We start from the raw sequence: 17,078 nt of genomic DNA, 5'->3' as shown, positions 1-17,078 counted from the left end.
ATAAACTGTTATATAAACATACATGATAGTTTCGTTAAGTATCCTTTTCTACTATACCTTTTTATAGAATGAATTGCATAGAGAAACCTTCATGTTCAATAAATTGACACTTTTCATGCCCAAAAGCTTTAGAAATAGCTGATTTAAACGTAAAATGCGCCTATTTTCACAAAATTCATTATACCATACAATCTGTTGTTTCACGGCTTCTGCGCCTTCGTTCTTTCGCCTTCTCGCTCCGTTTGTGGATTGTAAGGAGCTACATAAAAATTAGGAACAGAAAAGACGTTAATATACTTGATACGATACTCCCCTTTTCCAGTTACGGTGCCGACTACAGATTGAGAATCTCCTTCTGCTTTATAAATGCGGTACTGTATCCGTTTATCCGCGAGCGGCTTCCAAGTCAGCTTCGCAGTAAATAATCCAAGCGGCGTAAAGGTCAGCTTCGCTTGTACACTTTCTAATTTCTCAAGACGAATCGGTTCGCCTACGTTTTTCACTCCTTTTGGCTTTTTAAAGGAGGCGAATGCTTCTGTATGGGCGCTTGTTAAAATCTTTTTAAACAGTTTCGTCGGATAGCTGCTGCCGCCTTCGAGATAATGCGACGCATCTGTCCGGTCGTACCCCATCCAAAGAGCCCCTACCATCGTCGGCGTATAGCCGACAAACCATGCATCTTTTGCCCCATTATCCTGATTCGGAAGAGAAGTTGTTCCTGTTTTTCCCGCGAGCGCTCCTTCATAGCTTCCGGCTTGTGCCGTTCCCTCTTTTACAGCTCCTTCGAGCATGCGTGTCATATACCATGCGGTTTGCTCAGAAAAGATTTTTGTCTCCTTTTGAGACGCTTTTGCGATGACCTCATCCTTTCTGTTCACAATCTTTTCGATTACGTGCGGCTCCACAATATTTCCTTCTTCCACGAAAGCCCGATACATTTTCACAAGCTCCAGAGGAGAAATCCCTTCTTTTAAACCTCCTAATGCAGCGCTTAACCCATCCTCTTCAATTGCTACATTCCCTTTTTCCAAGTACGTTTTGCCAGTCTCCATGCCGATTTCATTAAGCAGCCATACAGCCGGAACATTTGCTGATTCTTTAATCGCATCATACATGGTGATTTCTTTAGAATACTGTTCGTTATAATTGCGCGGAATATAACCGGCAAAGGATTGCTTTTCATTCGCAAGAAGAGAGTAAGGCTTATATTTCTTCGTTTCTAAAGCTGGTCCGTATACAAGCAGCGGCTTCAGCACTGAACCCGGCTGCCGCTTCATATACACCCGATTCCACCCCCGCGGCACATAGTTCCTGCCGCCAATCGCAGCTTTAATGCCTCCGCTTTTGCTGTCCATGAGCACAAAAGCTCCTTCGACCTCGGCGCTTTTCTTAGGAAAGTTTTGATCATCCTGAAATAATTTATATGCCTTTTTTTGCATAGCTGAATCCAATGTCACAACGAACGTATAGCCCCCGCGCAGCACCTCTTCGTACGATAAACCGTATACGTCTGCGGCTTCCTGGAACACCATATCAATATATGGGACAAACGCTTGCTCTTTCTTTAGTGCTTGCACATGTAAAGACAATGTTTTCCCTTGGTAACGGACCGTTTCTTCAGCAGTCAGAAATCCTTGCTTATGCATAAGAGACAATACGAGATTTCGACGCTCCTTGCCCTTTTCCGCATGCAGAATTGGAGAATACGCATTCGGCGCCTTCATCATGCCGGCAAGTAATGCTCCTTCTGCAACCGTCAAACTTTGCGGTTCTTTTTGAAAGTAAAACGCGGCTGCCGATTGCATGCCGTAGACACCATGTCCGAAATATACTTGATTCAAGTACATTTCCAGAAGCTGCTGCTTTGTATAACGCCGTTCTAAATTCAGTGCGATAATCATTTCCTTCGTCTTTCGTAGCCATGTTTTTTCATTTGTCAAAAATACGTTTTTCGCTAACTGTTGTGTAATGGTGCTTGCACCTTCCGCTTTGCTTCTTGTCAGAATGTCTTTATAAAGAGCCCGGACTAAGGACGCAATGTCTATTCCGTGATGCTCATAAAATCTCGTATCCTCCGCTGCCAAAAATGCCTTCTGCACGTGAGACGGGATTTGATCAATAGATACTAATTCCCGATTCTCCACATACATTTTAGCAATTTCATTTCCTTGCTCGTCTACAATGCGCGACGTAGAATTTAGCACAAGCTTCTTTTCATCTATAATAAAATCCCCTAAAAAGATAATGAAGAAATATCCAATACATGCTGTTAAGAAAATGAGTGCAGCACCTCCTGCGATGAATGCTCCTTTTTTCAATGCGGCGACCCCCTTTTCCAAATGATGGTTATACTTAGTATTTGAAGTATAGTTTCCTTTATGTACCATAGGGCAAGCTTTTTTGTAAGAAAATCAAATAAGACTTGTTATAGATTCTAGACCGAAAAAACCTCTTGGGCTTGCTCCGATGTTTTTTCGGTCTTTATAAATTTTTTCCTTTCATATATAACCTGATTGTGGAATTTCTTTCTCTCTGTACGGCATAACAAAAACAGAATATACGCTCGTTACCTAAAGAGAAGAGGAAGCAACATGACTAACAAGGATGAGAAAACCAACAAGCGAATAAAGAGTTAGAACAACAAATAGAACCAGTCTCCCATCAACTTGAAGAGTTGCGAGAAACTTACCGAGTAACTTGAGATTTTGTCCAGAAAGAAGCTGAGCGGTTGCAAAAGCGATTTTCTAAAGCACAAGCCGTCATTCGTCACAGCTTTTCATATTTAGACATTTCCCGAGAAATACCAAGAAAAGCGGAACCGGCTCGTTCAGGCGCAGAGACCAAGGTTCTCCGCCCTAAAAAGCGTCTTTTTGCTTTTTTGCGGCGGAGGTTCTTGGACGGCAGCGCCTAGCCGGTGGAGCTGGACATCATGAAAAGCGGAGCCGGCTCGTTCAGGCGCTTTTTATTCAAGACAAAAGGAGCAGGCTAACCCTGCTCCTTTTGCTCCTGTACCCATCGTAACTGATAACACTTCATCGTAACTTCTCCGAGGCGGTCCAATAAATTATAGTTCGCATATGCCCCAACCGCAGCTCCAATAAAAGGAACAAGCTGAAGCATTTTGGCCAAGTCAATGTAATCGCGGTATTCTTGCTGAAACTTCCGCCAATCTACATGCTGTTCTTTTTCTGTATGCGTTTCCCAGTTTTCTATGATTTGGAATACCTCGCGGCGATGCTCGTCGCTTGAAAACGCAAGCTGAAAGATGTGCAACAAAAAAATACGTTCTTCTTCTTTGCTTGTATCATAGCCATATAAAGTCGCTGCGTCAAAAAGAAACTTAATTTTAATTGTCAGCAAAAGCGGAAAATCGGCGAGACCAAGTAAAATACCGCCGGCACCCGTGCCGGCACCTTCTACTGCAGCAATCTTTTTGTAATCCTCTATCTTTTTTCTTACTCGCTCGTCGCGCTGCTGCAAAGTTAAGCTTTTATCCTTTAAAACCGGCTGAATAAAATCCGAGCCGACGACAATCGCCTGTACCATTTTCTTGATTGTTTCCGTTAGAATCTTATGTGCTTTTTCTGGAATGAGCTCCTGCATTTTCGTTTGTACTTTTTTGGACAAACGATTCATAAGAGACGACTCCTTTATCATTTCCTGCTTCCACTTTGTCAGCTCATAGCTTACGAAACGTTCATAGTCTGTCATGGTTTCACTTCCTTTTCGGTAAAAAACCTCCTGTATCTACAAGAGGTTTTGAATTTTTCTTTTTCCATATCCGTATGTAAATATATAGCTCACTACGACATTGCAAAGCAGCAGCAAACCAGCCATGACCCACTCTTTCGTTCCAAATGCAAACACTGTCGCAAATACGGCGCTGCTAACGAACAGAAGACTTACAAGCAGCTGTAAAAACGAGCGCATTTTATCTTCTTCCTGCAGCGGGTACAGGCTGAGCCAAAGCTTAAAACGATGCTGCTTCCATAAGCTTAATGTTTGATAGCCCATTAAATACAAAAACAATATGCTTATAAATAAACGCCCATAAAGGAATGGGACAAAATAAATAAGTATACTTCCCAATATAAGCAAACGGAGAAACAGCCCTAAGTAATTTCCTGAGCGCAAAAACGTTCGGATATATAAATATGAATATGCGTTTTTTTGGTGAAACGGAACAAGGCTCGCAATACCGTCAAGCCACTTTCTCCGCTGCACCCGTTCCTTCAGTGCAGGCACGTCCGTAAACAAATTGGCTATCCGATAAAACAAAAGCATTTTTCTGCCTTCTTCATCAATAAGATGCTCCCAGTGTAATCCCTTTTTTGCCTCTTTTCTTTGTAAAAGGAGAAAATACACAAGCATCACAACAATCATGCTACCCGGGTATACAATAGAGAATCCGGCCGTTAAAAAATACACAAACAAAAAGTTTACGCCAAGCCGGAGCAGCCAATCATACAGCCGCACTTTTCCGTCCATATCGTGCGCGCTTTCCCATGCAGACAATAGGTTCCATAGCTTTACGAGCGCTATAAGCACAAGCAGCAATACATATGAACCAGATTCATTCAGTTGCTTCAAATATAACGGTGCAAAAGCTGCGCCAATCATTCCGATGATGTAAAGCTGCACGATGTACGAAAAGCGAAATGCTCTGCCAAAGTACGGCTTCAGCTTTTCTTCAAGCGGCAGAAGAAACACAAGATCGGCCGGCTTTAGCAGCGTTTGTATCGAACCGGCTGTTAAAATAATGGCAAATACGGCTGCAATGATGAACGCGGCAGGAAATGCCGGCGTTAACGTTTCAAGCCATTGCCGATAATAAAATGTGCCAATCCCGAGCGCAAAAATGAGCACAATGCTTATATGATCGTTAAAAATATATTTACTGTATGTCCGAATTTCCTTTAGATATAATGCAAACCGCTGCTTCCATAATTCAATTGCGTTCATGATCTTCTTCTTCCTTTGTGAGCTCAATATAGATGTCATCAAGCGTCGCGGACGGCATAGAAAACTGATCCTGCAGCTCGCGAAGCGTCCCTTTTGCACGCACTTGTCCGTGATGCAAAATCACAAATGAATCACAATACCGTTCTGCCGTCGCTAAAATGTGCGTGCTCATTAAAATACCCGCGCCGCTTTTCTTCATTTTTTCCATCAGCTGCAGCAACGATTGAATTCCAAGCGGATCCAGACCAAGAAACGGCTCATCCACAATATATAGGGAGGGCTGTACTAAAAAGGCACACATGATCATGACCTTTTGTTTCATCCCTTTAGAAAAATGAGATGGAAACCATTTTAAGCGATTTATCATACGAAATTCTTTTAAGAGCGGTCCTATCCTTTCCTTATATGTATGTTCTCCTAAGCCATATGCCATTGCCGTCAGCTTCAAGTGTTCTTCAAGCGTCAGCTCTTCGTACAATACAGGCGTTTCCGGAATGTAAGTGAAGCTGCTCCGATATACTGTCGGATTTTCTCCAAAAGTCCTTCCTCCAATGGCAATGCTTCCTTTTTTCGGCTCCATCAGTCCGATAATATGCTTAATTGTCGTACTTTTACCAGCTCCATTTAATCCGATTAAACCAACAAGCTCTCCGGCATTGACAGAAAAAGAAACATCTTGCAGCACCGGCCGCTTTGTATAGCCGCCTGTAACATTTTGAACTTGTAATAGCGTATCCATATGTCAACCCTTTCTTCATTCGGGACTATATATTTCCATCTTACCAAAAAATAAGGCTTCTACATAGCTGTGCATTTTATTATATTAAGAAACTATATCCTTTTATTTCCTTTACATAACTTTTACAAAACGGGACATTATAATGAGTGAGGAAGGGAGATGTTGAATAAGCACAGTCCCAGCAAGTGATGAACGCTAATGTAGTGATTATTCGTCATTTTGAAATGGGGTGTCAACTAAAGACCAAGTAAGAGAAGCGACAAATTTTGTTCAAAATGAGGTGTTTCGAGGAGAGTAGATATCCGCATATGTATAAGGGTTTATGCTCTTAGAAATGAGGTGTCTCCAAAAGACAGATCAGAACAAATTTCATAGTTGGAAAAGCATGTACTTCAACCGCAAATGGGGTGTCTCGAGCAGAGCAGAGAAGTGATAATGCGTAAATTTTCCTAACAAATGAGGTGTCTCCCAAAGGCAGAGTAAGCTAAGCTTTTCAACACACCTTTCTCATTCGACAGGAAGCGAATCTGCTTCCTGTTTTTCTATTTTGTCTACTATGCAAATATGGTAAAATACGGCTAAGACTATATGAGAGGATGAGAAGCATGCAGCATACGGCAGAGAATTGCATTTTTTGCAAAATTATTGAAGGGAAAATTCCGTGCGCCAAAGTATATGAGGATGAGCATGTATTTGCTTTTTTAGATATCGGACAAGTAACGAAAGGACATACGCTCGTCATCCCGAAAATACATAAACAGGATGTGTTCGCTCTAACTCCATCCATCGCAGCAAGCACTTTTGCAGCCGTTCCTAAAATTGCAAACGCTATTAAAGTGCAATATAACCCGGTCGGCTTAAATATTTTAAATAATAACGGAGAAAAAGCGGGACAAACTGTCTTCCACTTCCATATCCATTTAATTCCGCGTTATGGAAAGAACGACGGCTTTGGCGCCGTGTGGAAGTCGCACGAGAGCCAGTATTCGCAAGCAGATTTACATGAAATTGCCTCGTCTATTGCTCGCCATATCGAGCAGCTATAAAAAGGCACGAAACAGCATTGTACATACCAGCACGATGCCGCCCAACAGGCCGAATAAAGCCGCTTGCTGTTTTAAGATCATCGGAGGCGGGTATACCCGCTTCTGTTTTAAGGACAGCATCAAAAACATAGCTCGAAGCAAACAAACTAAACCGCCCATAATAAACAGCCAGACAAACATTACGCATCCCTCCTTTTCTATGGATATGCATGTTGTCCCCTGTTCATGAGAACGTCAAAAGAAATTTGAGGAGGATTCATATGTCAAAATCAAAAGCATTTGTTACAGGTCTTCTTTTCGGAGGCGTTGCAGCAGGAGTTACAGTTTTATTTGCAGCTCCTTCTTCCGGAAAAGATTTTCGTAAAAAACTAACACAAAAAGGAATTGAACTAAAACGGTCCTTTCAGGAAATAAAGAATGACTCGAAACTTTTAAAGGAACAAGTGATACAAACAGCTGTCGAAAGCAAAGAAGTATTTGGAGAGCTAAAGGATGATATGCAAAAGGCTTTTTCCGCATGGACGCAGGATATTAAGCCGAACAAAGAGAATATTGAAAGAAAACTGGAGGAAATTCAAAAGTCCATTGATCATTTACAAAAAACAGTGCCTGCTAAAAAATAAAAACAAGCCAGAACTGGAAGGTTCTGGCTTACGCAAAAAATTTTTACAATTTTCACAAAAGTTCTTTATTAATTTTTATTTTACTGGCATAATAGATACTAATAAATTAGATTAAGAGAGAAGCAGGTGAGTCAATGAAAAGCGGGGAAAAAAGTTATTCAGCAAAAGAAGCAATGATTTTTAGTCAACGCATCGCTCAGTTGTCAAAAGCATTATGGAAATGCGTTGAAAAAGATTGGCAGCAATGGATTAAACCGTACGATTTAAATATCAATGAACATCACATTCTCTGGATTGCCTATCATTTAAAAGGCGCTTCCATCTCCGAAATCGCCAAGTTTGGCGTTATGCACGTATCCACTGCGTTTAACTTTTCCAAAAAGCTGGAAGAGCGCGGTCTTCTTATATTTTCTAAAAAGGAAGATGACAAGCGCAATACGTACATCGAGATTACAGATGAAGGTGAAGATCTTCTATTAAAACTCATGGAAGAATATGAACCAGAGAAGAACTCTGTGTTTAACGGCGCCCTTGCCCTTCGTGATTTTTACGGTAAATTTCCAGAAAATATTGAACTAATGGCGATTCTGAGAAATATTTACGGTCAGGACTTTATTGATATTTTTGAAAAATCATTAGACAATATTGAAGACAACTTTACAGAGAAGGATAAAAAGCTTGTTAAAAAATAATGCAGTCTTCGCAGCCATCCGCAGGCTTTTATCCTTCAAATGCTTTTACAAGCATTTTGTGGAAGCGCTTTTTTTGAATGCCGTAAGAAGCGGGTGCTGGAGAAGAAACCCTTCCGCTTTTTGCGATTCACCAGTCTTGCTCAATCCTTCACATAAATTCAAAACCGCCTCTATTCCAGCTACATTTCTATTATTTTCTTGCCCTCTTTAACTATGTTATAATTTAAAGGATATGCTAGAGAAGGAGGCTGCTCCTAATGAACGCAATCTTTGCAGCATTTGCGCTTATTGTTTTATTCTATATAAATGTTTTAACACATGCTCTTTGTCTAAAAAAGCAAATTGCTGATGTACACAGTGTTCGTGTGTTTCGATTTATTAATGTATGCACGACAATTTTGCTTATTTCGAGCTATGTAGAGGTTGTATATCGTACAATGAAGTGATGAAGAAAAGATGTCTTCATCGCTTTTTTGTTATGTATAACTGACTTATAGATTCAACATAAAATTGAAGTTTGGATAGAAGAAAATATAAAGTATATACAACTGAATAAAAAAACCGTCTTTTTACAGTAGGGCGAGAGCATCCGGCGACGTGCGAAAGCGGTCAAACCCTTGTAGTGGTCCATGCAAGGGTAAACCATAGATAGGAATAAAATGCAAATGCCTCTGTACACAGCACATTGAAATGTCGAAATCATAAATCATTCATATATAAGTGATGAGTAGTTCAAATGCAGTTGATATATGTATGGTGCTTTGCCTAAAAAATATCGGTCAGCCCGTGCTGACCGAATATTCATAGTTTTTTTGTTCGCAATTAGCACAAACAAGCTGCACCAACAATGATCAATAGAATAAACAATACAACAATTAACGCAAATCCGCTGTGGAATCCGCCACTCATGCCTTACACCTCCTTCTTTTTCAAGTAAGATATTGTATGCATTTCACGACTAAAAGGAGTAGGCGTTTACCTAGCTGCAGATATTAATAAACGCAAGCACAGCCTACAATAATTAATAAGATAAATATACAACAAGCAACACAAAGCCATTATTATAATTGTAACTCATCGCCTTTACTCCCTTTTCAAACTTCTCTGTATAGTATGAATGAACATAACATTTTGCCTATACAAATGTTATGATTTTGAAGATCCTCTAAACAATTGGACGTTTTTCGGTTCCTCGATAGGAATATATAGTGAAATATGCTGCATCCATTATCAATCGTTTTCCTAAAAATACAGTTAAAAGGGCAGCTTAACCGAATTCCTTAAAGCAACCTCCTATATAAAGCAAATCGCTGCCACGGGATGGGCTTGAAATACATTGCGAAGACTATGATTAACTTGACATATACGACCTCAACTTTGAAGGCGTAACCTCCAGCGGTTGCGCTTCTTCTTTTATTTATGCGATAATAGTCGAAGGAGGTCAAACGCATGGGAAACGAGAAATATTTCGACATTGAAATATTAAAAGGATTCGTTCGCCTATATGAAGAAGTGAAGGAAACCGCATATTTCCAGAACTAAATCAAAGGCAGAGATAACAAGGCGCATCTTTTAATGGCAGAGTTGAAATTTTCATGATTATTTGACCATACTATTACTAAAAAATACATATGTAGGAGTGTTATTAAATGAAGAAAGCAATTATTGCGCTGGCTGCCACGAGCGTCCTCGCGCTTTCCGCTTGCGGCTCTTCCGATACAATCGTGAAGTCAAGCTCCGGAAACGTTACAAAGGAAGAGTTCTACGATGCGATGAAGCAGCGTGCTGGTCAAAGCGTGCTGAAGCAATTGGTAATCGAGAAGGTCTTCACGAAAAAGTATAATATAAGCGACAAAGATGTAGATAAAGAATATGACAGCTCGAAAAAGCAATACGGCGATCAATTCGAATCTCTTCTGAAGCAAAACGGCATGACGACGGACTCCTTCAAAAAACAAATTCGCGCCAGCCTTGCACTTAAAAAAGCGGTTGGTGACAGCTTTACTGATAAAGAGCTGAAGGCAAACTATAAACCGGAAATCAAAGCAAGTCATATTCTTGTAGCGGATGAGGCAACTGCGAAGAAGGTGAAAGACCTTCTGAACCAAGGGCAATCCTTCGAAGACTTAGCGAAGCAGTATTCTACAGATACAGGCTCTAAAGACAAGGGCGGCGATTTAGGTTATTTCGGACCTGGCAAAATGGTTCCTGAATTTGAGGCAGCAGCTTATAAGCTGAAAAAAGGCGAAGTAAGCGATCCTGTTAAATCACAATATGGATACCACATCATTAAAGTAACAGACATTAAAGAGCTGAAGCCTTTTGACGAAGTAAAAGGAACGATTAAAGATCAGCTTGTAGAAACAAAAATGCAGGATTCTACTTTCATGAATGATTTTGTAGACAAAGAGCTCAAAAAAGCGAATGTAACAATCGAAGACAAAGATTTGAAAGATGCATTAAAACCAGCGGCAGACCAGTCAACAGGTCAATCTACAACAGGTCAATAGTACAAAAAAGGATAAGCGTCAAGCGCTTATCCTTTTTTACAGAATAGGACAGTATAAAATTTCTGGAGTATGTCCAGCTTCACCGGCTAGGCCCTGCCACCAGAGAACCCCGCCCACACAAAAGCAAAAAGCGCTTTTGAGGGACGCGAACCTCTGGTTCTGCGCCTAAACGAGCCGGCTCCGCTTTTCTTGATGTCCAGCTCCACCGGCTAGGCCCTGCCACCAGAGAACCTCGCCCTCACTAAAGCAAAAAGCGCTTTTGTGGGGCGCGAACCTCTGGTTCTGTGCCTGAGCGAGCCGGTTCCGCTTTTCTTATGCCCCGACAGAATTGGATTTGTTTTCATCCGCAGGCACAACCGCATCGCGCAGCGCCATTTCCAATTCTTCGGCATATTTTACTTTTTCTTGTGCACTCCAGTTCAATCTCTTTGCCATATATTGCAGCACCTCTTCCTTCCACTCATATACCCAATCAATACGGAAGAATAGCGCTCCGGTACGGCGAATGAAGAAGTCGACCGGCTTCGTTGTCATCTCGTAATCCATTGCATACATAAGCGGAAGAAACACCTCTAGCGGCAAATTCTGTGTCTTTGCCTCTTTTCCATAATTTCTAGCAAGCTCAAATAAAACATCTACATTGGAGCCATAAGAACGAGCAAACTGTTCTGCCTGTTTTTTTGTTAAACCGTATGCCTGCCCCTCATCCGTCTTCTTCACAACAAACGCTTCAAATTCCTTAGATCCACCTACATCTCCTCCTGAAATCGGCATATGCTTCGTTTGACAGGATGGATACGCAACGTTGCCTTCTGACTGAAGAAGAGATGCTACAAGGTCAACAACCATTTCAGCCATTTTGCGGTAACCGGTCAGCTTGCCGCCTGCGATTGTAATAAGGCCGCTGTCCGATTGCCAAATTTCATCTTTACGGGAAATTTCAGATGCGTTTTTTCCCTCTTCGTAAATGAGCGGTCGAACGCCGGCCCAGCTTGATTCTACATCCTGCTCGGTTACCTTTACAGTCGGAAACATGTAGTTGATGGCATCAATTACATATTTCCGATCAGCTGCTGTCATCCTAGGATTTACAGCATCTTCCTTGTAAAACGTATCCGTTGTTCCTACATATGCTTTGCCGTCACGCGGAATCGCAAATACCATGCGGCCGTCAGGCGTATCAAAATAAATGGCTTGTTTCAATGGAAAGCGCTTCTGGTCGATTACAAGATGAACTCCTTTGGATAACTGCAGTTGTTTACCCTTTTTGGAATTGTCTTTTTCACGCAATTGGTCTACCCAAGGACCTGCAGCGTTTATAATTTTTTTCGCGTACACTTCATACATACGGCCATCCAATTGATCGACTGTACGTACACCGATTACCTTGCCGTTTTCATATAAGAAACCTTCTGCTTTTACGTAGTTCACTGCTTTCGCTCCGCGCGCTACTGCTTCTTTTAATACTTCAATTGTTAAGCGTGCATCATCTGTACGATATTCTACATAATAGCCGCCGCCCTTTAATCCGTCCTGCTTCACTAGCGGCTCCCGCTGTATCGTTTGCTCGCGGCTCAGCATAGACCTGCGTTCTCCCTTTTTCACTCCCGCAAGGAAGTCATATACACGCAGGCCGATAGATGTGCTGAACTTCCCGAACGTACCTCCTGTATGAATCGGAAGCAGCATCCATTCCGGTGTTGTTACGTGCGGACCGTTTTCGTACACAATCGCACGTTCTTTTCCCACTTCCGCCACCATTTTCACTTCAAATTGCTTTAAGTATCGCAAGCCCCCATGTACGAGCTTAGTGGAACGACTGGATGTCCCTGCCGCAAAATCCTGCATTTCAAACAATACTGTAGACATTCCTCGCGTAACTGCATCTAGTGCAATGCCACAACCCGTAATACCGCCGCCGATAATCATTACATCCACATGCTTTTTATTTACGTCCATCAATAATTCTTTTCGCTGCTTGCTTGAAAATAATGTTCCCATTTGTTTTCCTCCTTTTTATCCCTAAAAAAAGAAGAGACCGCAAACTGCACTATAGAATATGCTTCTATAGCGCATTGCGGTCTCTCCAAATCTCCTGCCAAAATATTAACTTATCTTTAGTATACTACATGTTATGCTTATTTAAAAACTTTTGTTGCTTCAATCGCTTTTTTCCACCCCATATACAGCTGTCCGCGCTGTTCCTCTTCCATTTTTGGCTCAAAGGAGCAGTCCATGTTCCACTGTGTAGAGATTTCCTCTTGATTCTTCCAATATCCTACTGCCAAGCCGGCAAGATACGCAGCACCAAGTGCTGTCGTTTCGTTCACGACTGGACGCTCAACCGGTACACCTAAAATATCCCCTTGGAATTGCATTAAGAAGTTATTCTTCACAGCGCCCCCATCTACACGTAGCGTCTTCAGCTCAATACCGGAATCAGCCTTCATTGCGTCCAATACATCTTTCGTTTGATATGCTAACGATTCAAGGGTAGCACGAATGAAGTGCTCCTTTGTTGTGCCGCGCGTTACGCCAAACACGGCACCCCGCACGTCGCTGTCCCAATACGGCGTTCCAAGCCCGACAAATGCAGGCACCACGTATACGCCATCTGTAGAATCTACTCGTTCTGCGTACAGCTCGCTTTCTTTTGCATCTTTAATCATTCGCAAGCCGTCGCGGAGCCACTGAATAGCAGATCCCGCTACGAAAATACTTCCTTCAAGCGCATACTCTACTTTTCCATTTAAGCCCCATGCAATTGTCGTTAACAGGCCGTGTTCGGATGCAACAGCTTTTTCACCTGTATTCATCAGCATAAAGCACCCTGTCCCGTACGTGTTCTTTGCCATACCTTTCCCAAAGCATGCCTGTCCGAATAACGCTGCCTGCTGGTCTCCCGCAATCCCGGCAATCGGGATGCTTTGTCCGAAGAAATGATACTCAACCGTATGGCCGTACACTTCTGAAGACGGGCGAACTTCAGGAAGCATGCTTTTTGGCACCGTTAATATATTCAAGAGCTCTTCATCCCATTTTAATTCATGTATGTTATACATTAACGTACGGGAAGCGTTAGAATAATCCGTTACATGCACCTTTCCGCCAGACAGCTTCCATACAAGCCACGTATCGATTGTTCCAAACAACAGATCGCCGCGCTCTGCTTTCTCACGCGCGCCTTCTGCGTTATCAAGAATCCATTTTACCTTTGTACCAGAGAAATAAGCATCTATCAAAAGACCCGTTTTTTCTCTTACAATCTCGTTATATCCTTTTTCTTTTAGCACTTCACAAATGCCAGCCGTTTGACGAGATTGCCAGACGATTGCATTGTACACTGGCCTTCCTGTCGTTTTATCCCATACAACCGTTGTTTCGCGCTGATTCGTAATACCGATTCCTGCAATTTGCTCAGGCTTTACATTTGCCTCGCTTAAACAGCTTGCGATAACCGCAAGAATCGATCCCCAAATTTCGTTCGGATTATGCTCAACCCAGCCTGGCTTCGGAAAATGCTGCGTAAACTCTTTTTGCGATACATGAACAATTTTACCTTGCTTATCAAATAAAATGGCCCGAGAGCTTGTTGTTCCTTGATCAAGTGAAAGAATATATGTTTCCATGAAATGTTCCCCCTAAGCTACTAATTTTTTCTCTGGTCCTGTGCGTTCTTTTTTGCTCATTGTGTATGAAAGTACCAAAATTACAAGCGTTGCAATTCCTACATATAAGAGAGCCGGTGCTTCTTTTCCTGCAAAAATGACATGATAAAACATGCCGCCAAGAGATCCTCCGAGCACTGGACCGACGACTGGAATCCATGCATATTTCCAATTGGAATTTCCCTTTCTTGGGATCGGAAGGAAGAAATGCGCCAAACGCGGTCCTAAGTCACGAGCCGGATTAATGGCATAACCGGTTGTTCCTCCTAAAGATAAACCGATGCTTACAACCAAAAAACCGACGATGAATGGATTCAAACCGTCTGTAAATTTATTTGCCCCGATTGCTAGTATGCCGAATACAAGTATAAAGGTCCCAATGATTTCACTTAAAAGATTAGCAAAAGGATGATAAATTGCCGGTCCTGTCGCGAATACTCCTAATTTCGCGCCTGCATCTTCCGTTTCCTTCCAATGCGGCAAATAATGAAGGAATACAACGACTGCTCCCAAAAACGCACCAATCATTTGCGCCGCAATATAAGACGGAACTTGTTCCCACGGAAAGCTTCCGTTAAAAGCTAAAGCTAAAGTTACAGCGGGATTCAAGTGCGCTCCGCTGATTGATCCTACTGCATAAGCGCCAACTGCCACCGCAAGCCCCCATCCCATTGTAACAACCATCCATCCAGCGTTTTGAGCAAGTGATTTTTTCAAAGTAACACCTGCACATACACCGCCGCCTAAAATAATAAGTACCATCGTTCCAATTAATTCCCCTAGAAACGCTGTCATAAAAAACCCCCATTTCAAATTTTATAAAAGAATAAAGAAGAGTGATAGAGTCATGAATGGCCATTCATTTTTCTTAAAAAGAAAAAACCACACCCGCATACCTCTGCCGATGAGCAGAAGCATTTGAATGTGGATCTCTTTTTCTCCGTCACTATTATTAACTTGTCTATATAGTAATTGTTTTTGTAAGCGGTGTCAACAATCTCCCTTATTTATTTTCATAATATTCCCATAGTTTTTTATCAGATGTCGTAATAGCTGTCGCCCCAGCTGTCAATGCTGTTTCCACATCCTCAATACTGCGTATGAACCCTCCTGCAAGAATGGGAATACCTGTATGCTCTTTCACCTCAGCAATCACTTCTGTCAGCGCACCTGGAAGTACCTCGATATAATCAGGCTGTGTTTTCGCGAGCAACGCATAGCTTTTTTCAAGTGAGCTCGAATCAATAAGAAAAATGCGCTGAATCGCGATAATACCCTTTTGTTTTGCTTTTGTAATCACATTTGCTTTCGTAGAGAGCAAACCGTACGGCTCAAATTCCTGACATAAAAATTCTGTTGCATACGCATCGCTCTGTAAACCACGAATGAGATCAACATGAAGAAACACTTTTTTCCCGTGCCTTTTAGCGAGGGCAACCACACTTTTAAGCTGTGCAATATGAAGGTCTAAAAGCACGATATATATATAAGGGCTGTGCAGCAGCTTTTCCAAATCTTTTATATGCCGGACAGCCGGCAAAATACGCTGTTCATGAAACTCCATTTTCTGCTCCTTCTCGTTCTTACTGTACACGAAAGGAAAGCCGGCAAGATGATTGCCAGCTTAGAACAACACGGAATTCTCATCCTCTTTTCCGGCACGGCGATTCTGTTCCGCACGCAGCCGTTCCATGTATATTTCACCTTCGCGCTCAATGAACTCTTGATCAATTTCTTCCTCTTTTTTGGATGTATATAACACCATATAACCGCTCACGACAATTCCTGCAATCACAAGATATACCCACCAAGGCAATAATTCCATATGTTCTCCCTTCCTTTTAGACAAGCTTTTTATTTTCACTATATGAAGAGAGAACAAGTTTTATACCTTATGCATGAAATGTCGGCTTATAAAAGGCGCGGTTGTCAAGCGCAAATACGCGCTCAGTATATTCCCCGGGCTTCGTGCGGCTCAGCGCCCGGTCCATCATATTCATTTTTGCATCTAAATTATCAATGTAATGAAGAATTTCGGCTTCCCGCACCATCGGAGGCTTCGGACTGCCCCACTCACCTTTTCCATGATGGCTCAGCACAATATGCTGCAGAATGACGACCTCTTCTCCTTCAATGTTCAATTCATCTGCCACTTTAGAGATTTCGCTCACCATAATTGAAATATGCCCGAGCAAATTCCCCTCTACTGTATAAGAAGTAGAAATCGGTCCTGATAGCTCGATTACTTTTCCAAGGTCATGTAAAATAACACCGGCATACAATAAATCTTTATCAAGCGAAGGATACAAGCTTGCAATCGCTTTTGCCAAATCCAGCATGGAGACAACATGATAAGCTAAACCTGATACAAATTCATGATGATTCTTTGTTGCAGCCGGATACTCCAGAAACGCAGCCTGATATTTTTTCAGCAAATGTCTAGTAATGCGCTGCAAATTCGGATTGCGCATCTCAAATACAAATTGGGTAATTTTCTCCATCATCACTTCTTTCGTGAGGGGCGCGCGTTCCACAAAGTCAGATATATCCGGCGCTTCATGCGGCTGCGTAAGACGAATCTGCTTCAGTTTCAATTGAATGCGTCCTTTATAATTTTGAATATCCCCAACTGCTTTTACAATTTTCTCTGCTGCATATTGCTGTTCATCTTCCTTTGAGACATCCCACAGCTTTGCCTCAATCTCGCCGCTTTGATCCTGCAGCATCAATGTAAGAAATGGTTTGCCGTTGCTAGCGATGCCCCGCGTCGCTGATTTAATCAGCAGCAGCACATCCACCTGCTCGCCAACCTCATATTGCAAAATTTTCTTTTTCATA

At 42.0% G+C, this 17,078-nt stretch carries 19 protein-coding genes; 5 read left to right on the top strand and 14 right to left on the bottom strand.

Going from position 1 to position 17,078, the window contains the following annotated elements; translation table 11 throughout:
* Positions 1 to 200: 200 nt before the first annotated feature.
* The 4 genes from H540_RS0122805 to H540_RS0122790 all read right to left on the bottom strand — a co-directional run bounded on the left by H540_RS0122805 (position 201) and on the right by H540_RS0122790 (position 5,701).
* A complete protein-coding gene (locus H540_RS0122805; protein WP_051317244.1) occupies positions 201 to 2,318 on the bottom strand; it encodes a transglycosylase domain-containing protein in 2,118 nt (705 codons plus the stop codon).
* A gap of 667 nt (positions 2,319 to 2,985) precedes the next feature.
* A complete protein-coding gene (locus H540_RS0122800) occupies positions 2,986 to 3,711 on the bottom strand; it encodes an EcsC family protein (RefSeq protein ID WP_028402518.1) in 726 nt (241 codons plus the stop codon).
* A 36-nt stretch (positions 3,712 to 3,747) separates the two neighbouring features.
* The gene (locus H540_RS0122795) at positions 3,748 to 4,962 is read right to left on the bottom strand and encodes an ABC transporter permease (protein WP_028402517.1); all 1,215 of its coding nucleotides are present in this window, start codon (positions 4,960 to 4,962) and stop codon (positions 3,748 to 3,750) included.
* Positions 4,949 to 5,701 carry an ABC transporter ATP-binding protein gene (locus H540_RS0122790; RefSeq protein WP_028402516.1) on the bottom strand — a complete coding sequence of 251 codons (753 nt, stop codon included), beginning with the start codon at positions 5,699 to 5,701 and terminating at the stop codon, positions 4,949 to 4,951. The genes H540_RS0122795 and H540_RS0122790 overlap by 14 nt, the downstream gene beginning before the upstream one ends.
* A 605-nt stretch (positions 5,702 to 6,306) precedes the next feature.
* Here H540_RS0122790 and H540_RS0122785 point away from each other — a divergent pair.
* On the top strand, positions 6,307 to 6,747 hold the full coding sequence (locus tag H540_RS0122785) for an HIT family protein (protein ID WP_028402515.1): 441 nt from the start codon (positions 6,307 to 6,309) through the stop codon (positions 6,745 to 6,747).
* Here the strand turns inward: H540_RS0122785 and yhzF are convergent.
* A complete protein-coding gene (gene yhzF / locus H540_RS30690) occupies positions 6,742 to 6,927 on the bottom strand; it encodes a membrane protein YhzF (protein WP_034671769.1) in 186 nt (61 codons plus the stop codon). The genes H540_RS0122785 and yhzF overlap by 6 nt on opposite strands.
* 80 nt (positions 6,928 to 7,007) lie before the next feature.
* Between yhzF and H540_RS0122775 the strand changes: the two genes are divergently transcribed.
* Together H540_RS0122775 and H540_RS0122770 are read left to right on the top strand one after the other, a co-directional pair.
* The gene (locus H540_RS0122775) at positions 7,008 to 7,370 is read left to right on the top strand and encodes a YtxH domain-containing protein (protein ID WP_028402514.1); all 363 of its coding nucleotides are present in this window, start codon (positions 7,008 to 7,010) and stop codon (positions 7,368 to 7,370) included.
* A 134-nt stretch (positions 7,371 to 7,504) separates the two neighbouring features.
* Positions 7,505 to 8,062 carry an HTH-type transcriptional regulator Hpr gene (locus H540_RS0122770; RefSeq protein ID WP_028402513.1) on the top strand — a complete coding sequence of 186 codons (558 nt, stop codon included), beginning with the start codon at positions 7,505 to 7,507 and terminating at the stop codon, positions 8,060 to 8,062.
* Positions 8,063 to 8,107: 45 nt separating this feature from the next.
* On the opposite strand, the gene H540_RS35715 is transcribed toward H540_RS0122770, so the two are convergent.
* Complete coding sequence (locus tag H540_RS35715) at positions 8,108 to 8,236, bottom strand: DUF1878 family protein (RefSeq protein ID WP_081415246.1); 129 nt, start codon at positions 8,234 to 8,236, stop codon at positions 8,108 to 8,110.
* A gap of 74 nt (positions 8,237 to 8,310) precedes the next feature.
* Between H540_RS35715 and H540_RS0122765 the strand changes: the two genes are divergently transcribed.
* Positions 8,311 to 8,508 (top strand): hypothetical protein, encoded by a 198-nt coding sequence (locus H540_RS0122765; protein WP_028402512.1) that lies wholly within the window; start codon positions 8,311 to 8,313, stop codon positions 8,506 to 8,508.
* Positions 8,509 to 8,884: 376 nt separating this feature from the next.
* On the opposite strand, the gene H540_RS32555 is transcribed toward H540_RS0122765, so the two are convergent.
* Together H540_RS32555 and yjcZ are read right to left on the bottom strand one after the other, a co-directional pair.
* The gene (locus H540_RS32555; protein ID WP_081415245.1) at positions 8,885 to 8,971 is read right to left on the bottom strand and encodes a YjcZ family sporulation protein; all 87 of its coding nucleotides are present in this window, start codon (positions 8,969 to 8,971) and stop codon (positions 8,885 to 8,887) included.
* Positions 8,972 to 9,054: 83 nt separating this feature from the next.
* A complete protein-coding gene (gene yjcZ, locus H540_RS35710) occupies positions 9,055 to 9,099 on the bottom strand; it encodes a sporulation protein YjcZ (RefSeq protein WP_155891135.1) in 45 nt (14 codons plus the stop codon).
* 612 nt (positions 9,100 to 9,711) lie between these two features.
* Between yjcZ and prsA the strand changes: the two genes are divergently transcribed.
* Entirely contained in the window at positions 9,712 to 10,572 is an 861-nt protein-coding gene (gene prsA, locus H540_RS0122750) for a peptidylprolyl isomerase PrsA (RefSeq protein WP_028402511.1), read from the top strand.
* Between the two features lie 312 nt (positions 10,573 to 10,884).
* Here prsA and H540_RS0122745 read toward each other — a convergent pair whose 3' ends face one another.
* From H540_RS0122745 to yhaM, 6 genes are all read right to left on the bottom strand, one after another.
* Positions 10,885 to 12,573, bottom strand: coding sequence for a glycerol-3-phosphate dehydrogenase/oxidase (locus tag H540_RS0122745; RefSeq protein ID WP_028402510.1), 1,689 nt, complete (start codon positions 12,571 to 12,573; stop codon positions 10,885 to 10,887).
* Between the two features lie 137 nt (positions 12,574 to 12,710).
* A complete protein-coding gene (glpK, locus tag H540_RS0122740; protein WP_028402509.1) occupies positions 12,711 to 14,201 on the bottom strand; it encodes a glycerol kinase GlpK in 1,491 nt (496 codons plus the stop codon).
* Between the two features lie 12 nt (positions 14,202 to 14,213).
* Complete coding sequence (locus H540_RS0122735) at positions 14,214 to 15,035, bottom strand: MIP/aquaporin family protein (protein ID WP_028402508.1); 822 nt, start codon at positions 15,033 to 15,035, stop codon at positions 14,214 to 14,216.
* Between the two features lie 208 nt (positions 15,036 to 15,243).
* Positions 15,244 to 15,804 (bottom strand): glycerol-3-phosphate responsive antiterminator, encoded by a 561-nt coding sequence (locus H540_RS0122730; protein ID WP_028402507.1) that lies wholly within the window; start codon positions 15,802 to 15,804, stop codon positions 15,244 to 15,246.
* Between the two features lie 60 nt (positions 15,805 to 15,864).
* Positions 15,865 to 16,065 (bottom strand): sporulation YhaL family protein, encoded by a 201-nt coding sequence (locus tag H540_RS0122725; protein WP_028402506.1) that lies wholly within the window; start codon positions 16,063 to 16,065, stop codon positions 15,865 to 15,867.
* A 67-nt stretch (positions 16,066 to 16,132) separates the two neighbouring features.
* Positions 16,133 to 17,077: a 3'-5' exoribonuclease YhaM gene (gene yhaM / locus H540_RS0122720; RefSeq protein WP_028402505.1), complete on the bottom strand. Its 945-nt coding sequence runs from the start codon at positions 17,075 to 17,077 to the stop codon at positions 16,133 to 16,135.
* Position 17,078 lies beyond the last annotated feature (1 nt).

This window comes from Ectobacillus panaciterrae DSM 19096 (assembly GCF_000430785.1).
Classification (GTDB): Bacteria; Bacillota; Bacilli; order Bacillales; family Bacillaceae_G; genus Ectobacillus; species Ectobacillus panaciterrae.
This window is presented reverse-complemented; position numbering and strand designations above follow the sequence as displayed.

What these genes read in the sequence shown, in the direction of transcription:
- H540_RS0122800 (WP_028402518.1), bottom strand. Translation starts at nt 3,711, where the DNA reads ATGACAGACTATGAACGTTTCGTAAGCTATGAGCTGACAAAGTGGAAG.
- H540_RS0122795 (WP_028402517.1), bottom strand. Translation starts at nt 4,962, where the DNA reads ATGAACGCAATTGAATTATGGAAGCAGCGGTTTGCATTATATCTAAAG.
- H540_RS0122790 (WP_028402516.1), bottom strand. Translation starts at nt 5,701, where the DNA reads ATGGATACGCTATTACAAGTTCAAAATGTTACAGGCGGCTATACAAAG.
- H540_RS0122785 (WP_028402515.1), top strand. Translation starts at nt 6,307, where the DNA reads ATGCAGCATACGGCAGAGAATTGCATTTTTTGCAAAATTATTGAAGGG.
- yhzF (WP_034671769.1), bottom strand. Translation starts at nt 6,927, where the DNA reads ATGTTTGTCTGGCTGTTTATTATGGGCGGTTTAGTTTGTTTGCTTCGA.
- H540_RS0122775 (WP_028402514.1), top strand. Translation starts at nt 7,008, where the DNA reads ATGTCAAAATCAAAAGCATTTGTTACAGGTCTTCTTTTCGGAGGCGTT.
- H540_RS0122770 (WP_028402513.1), top strand. Translation starts at nt 7,505, where the DNA reads ATGAAAAGCGGGGAAAAAAGTTATTCAGCAAAAGAAGCAATGATTTTT.
- H540_RS32555 (WP_081415245.1), bottom strand. Translation starts at nt 8,971, where the DNA reads ATGAGTGGCGGATTCCACAGCGGATTTGCGTTAATTGTTGTATTGTTT.
- prsA (WP_028402511.1), top strand. Translation starts at nt 9,712, where the DNA reads ATGAAGAAAGCAATTATTGCGCTGGCTGCCACGAGCGTCCTCGCGCTT.
- H540_RS0122745 (WP_028402510.1), bottom strand. Translation starts at nt 12,573, where the DNA reads ATGGGAACATTATTTTCAAGCAAGCAGCGAAAAGAATTATTGATGGAC.
- glpK (WP_028402509.1), bottom strand. Translation starts at nt 14,201, where the DNA reads ATGGAAACATATATTCTTTCACTTGATCAAGGAACAACAAGCTCTCGG.
- H540_RS0122735 (WP_028402508.1), bottom strand. Translation starts at nt 15,035, where the DNA reads ATGACAGCGTTTCTAGGGGAATTAATTGGAACGATGGTACTTATTATT.
- H540_RS0122730 (WP_028402507.1), bottom strand. Translation starts at nt 15,804, where the DNA reads ATGGAGTTTCATGAACAGCGTATTTTGCCGGCTGTCCGGCATATAAAA.
- H540_RS0122725 (WP_028402506.1), bottom strand. Translation starts at nt 16,065, where the DNA reads ATGGAATTATTGCCTTGGTGGGTATATCTTGTGATTGCAGGAATTGTC.
- yhaM (WP_028402505.1), bottom strand. Translation starts at nt 17,077, where the DNA reads ATGAAAAAGAAAATTTTGCAATATGAGGTTGGCGAGCAGGTGGATGTG.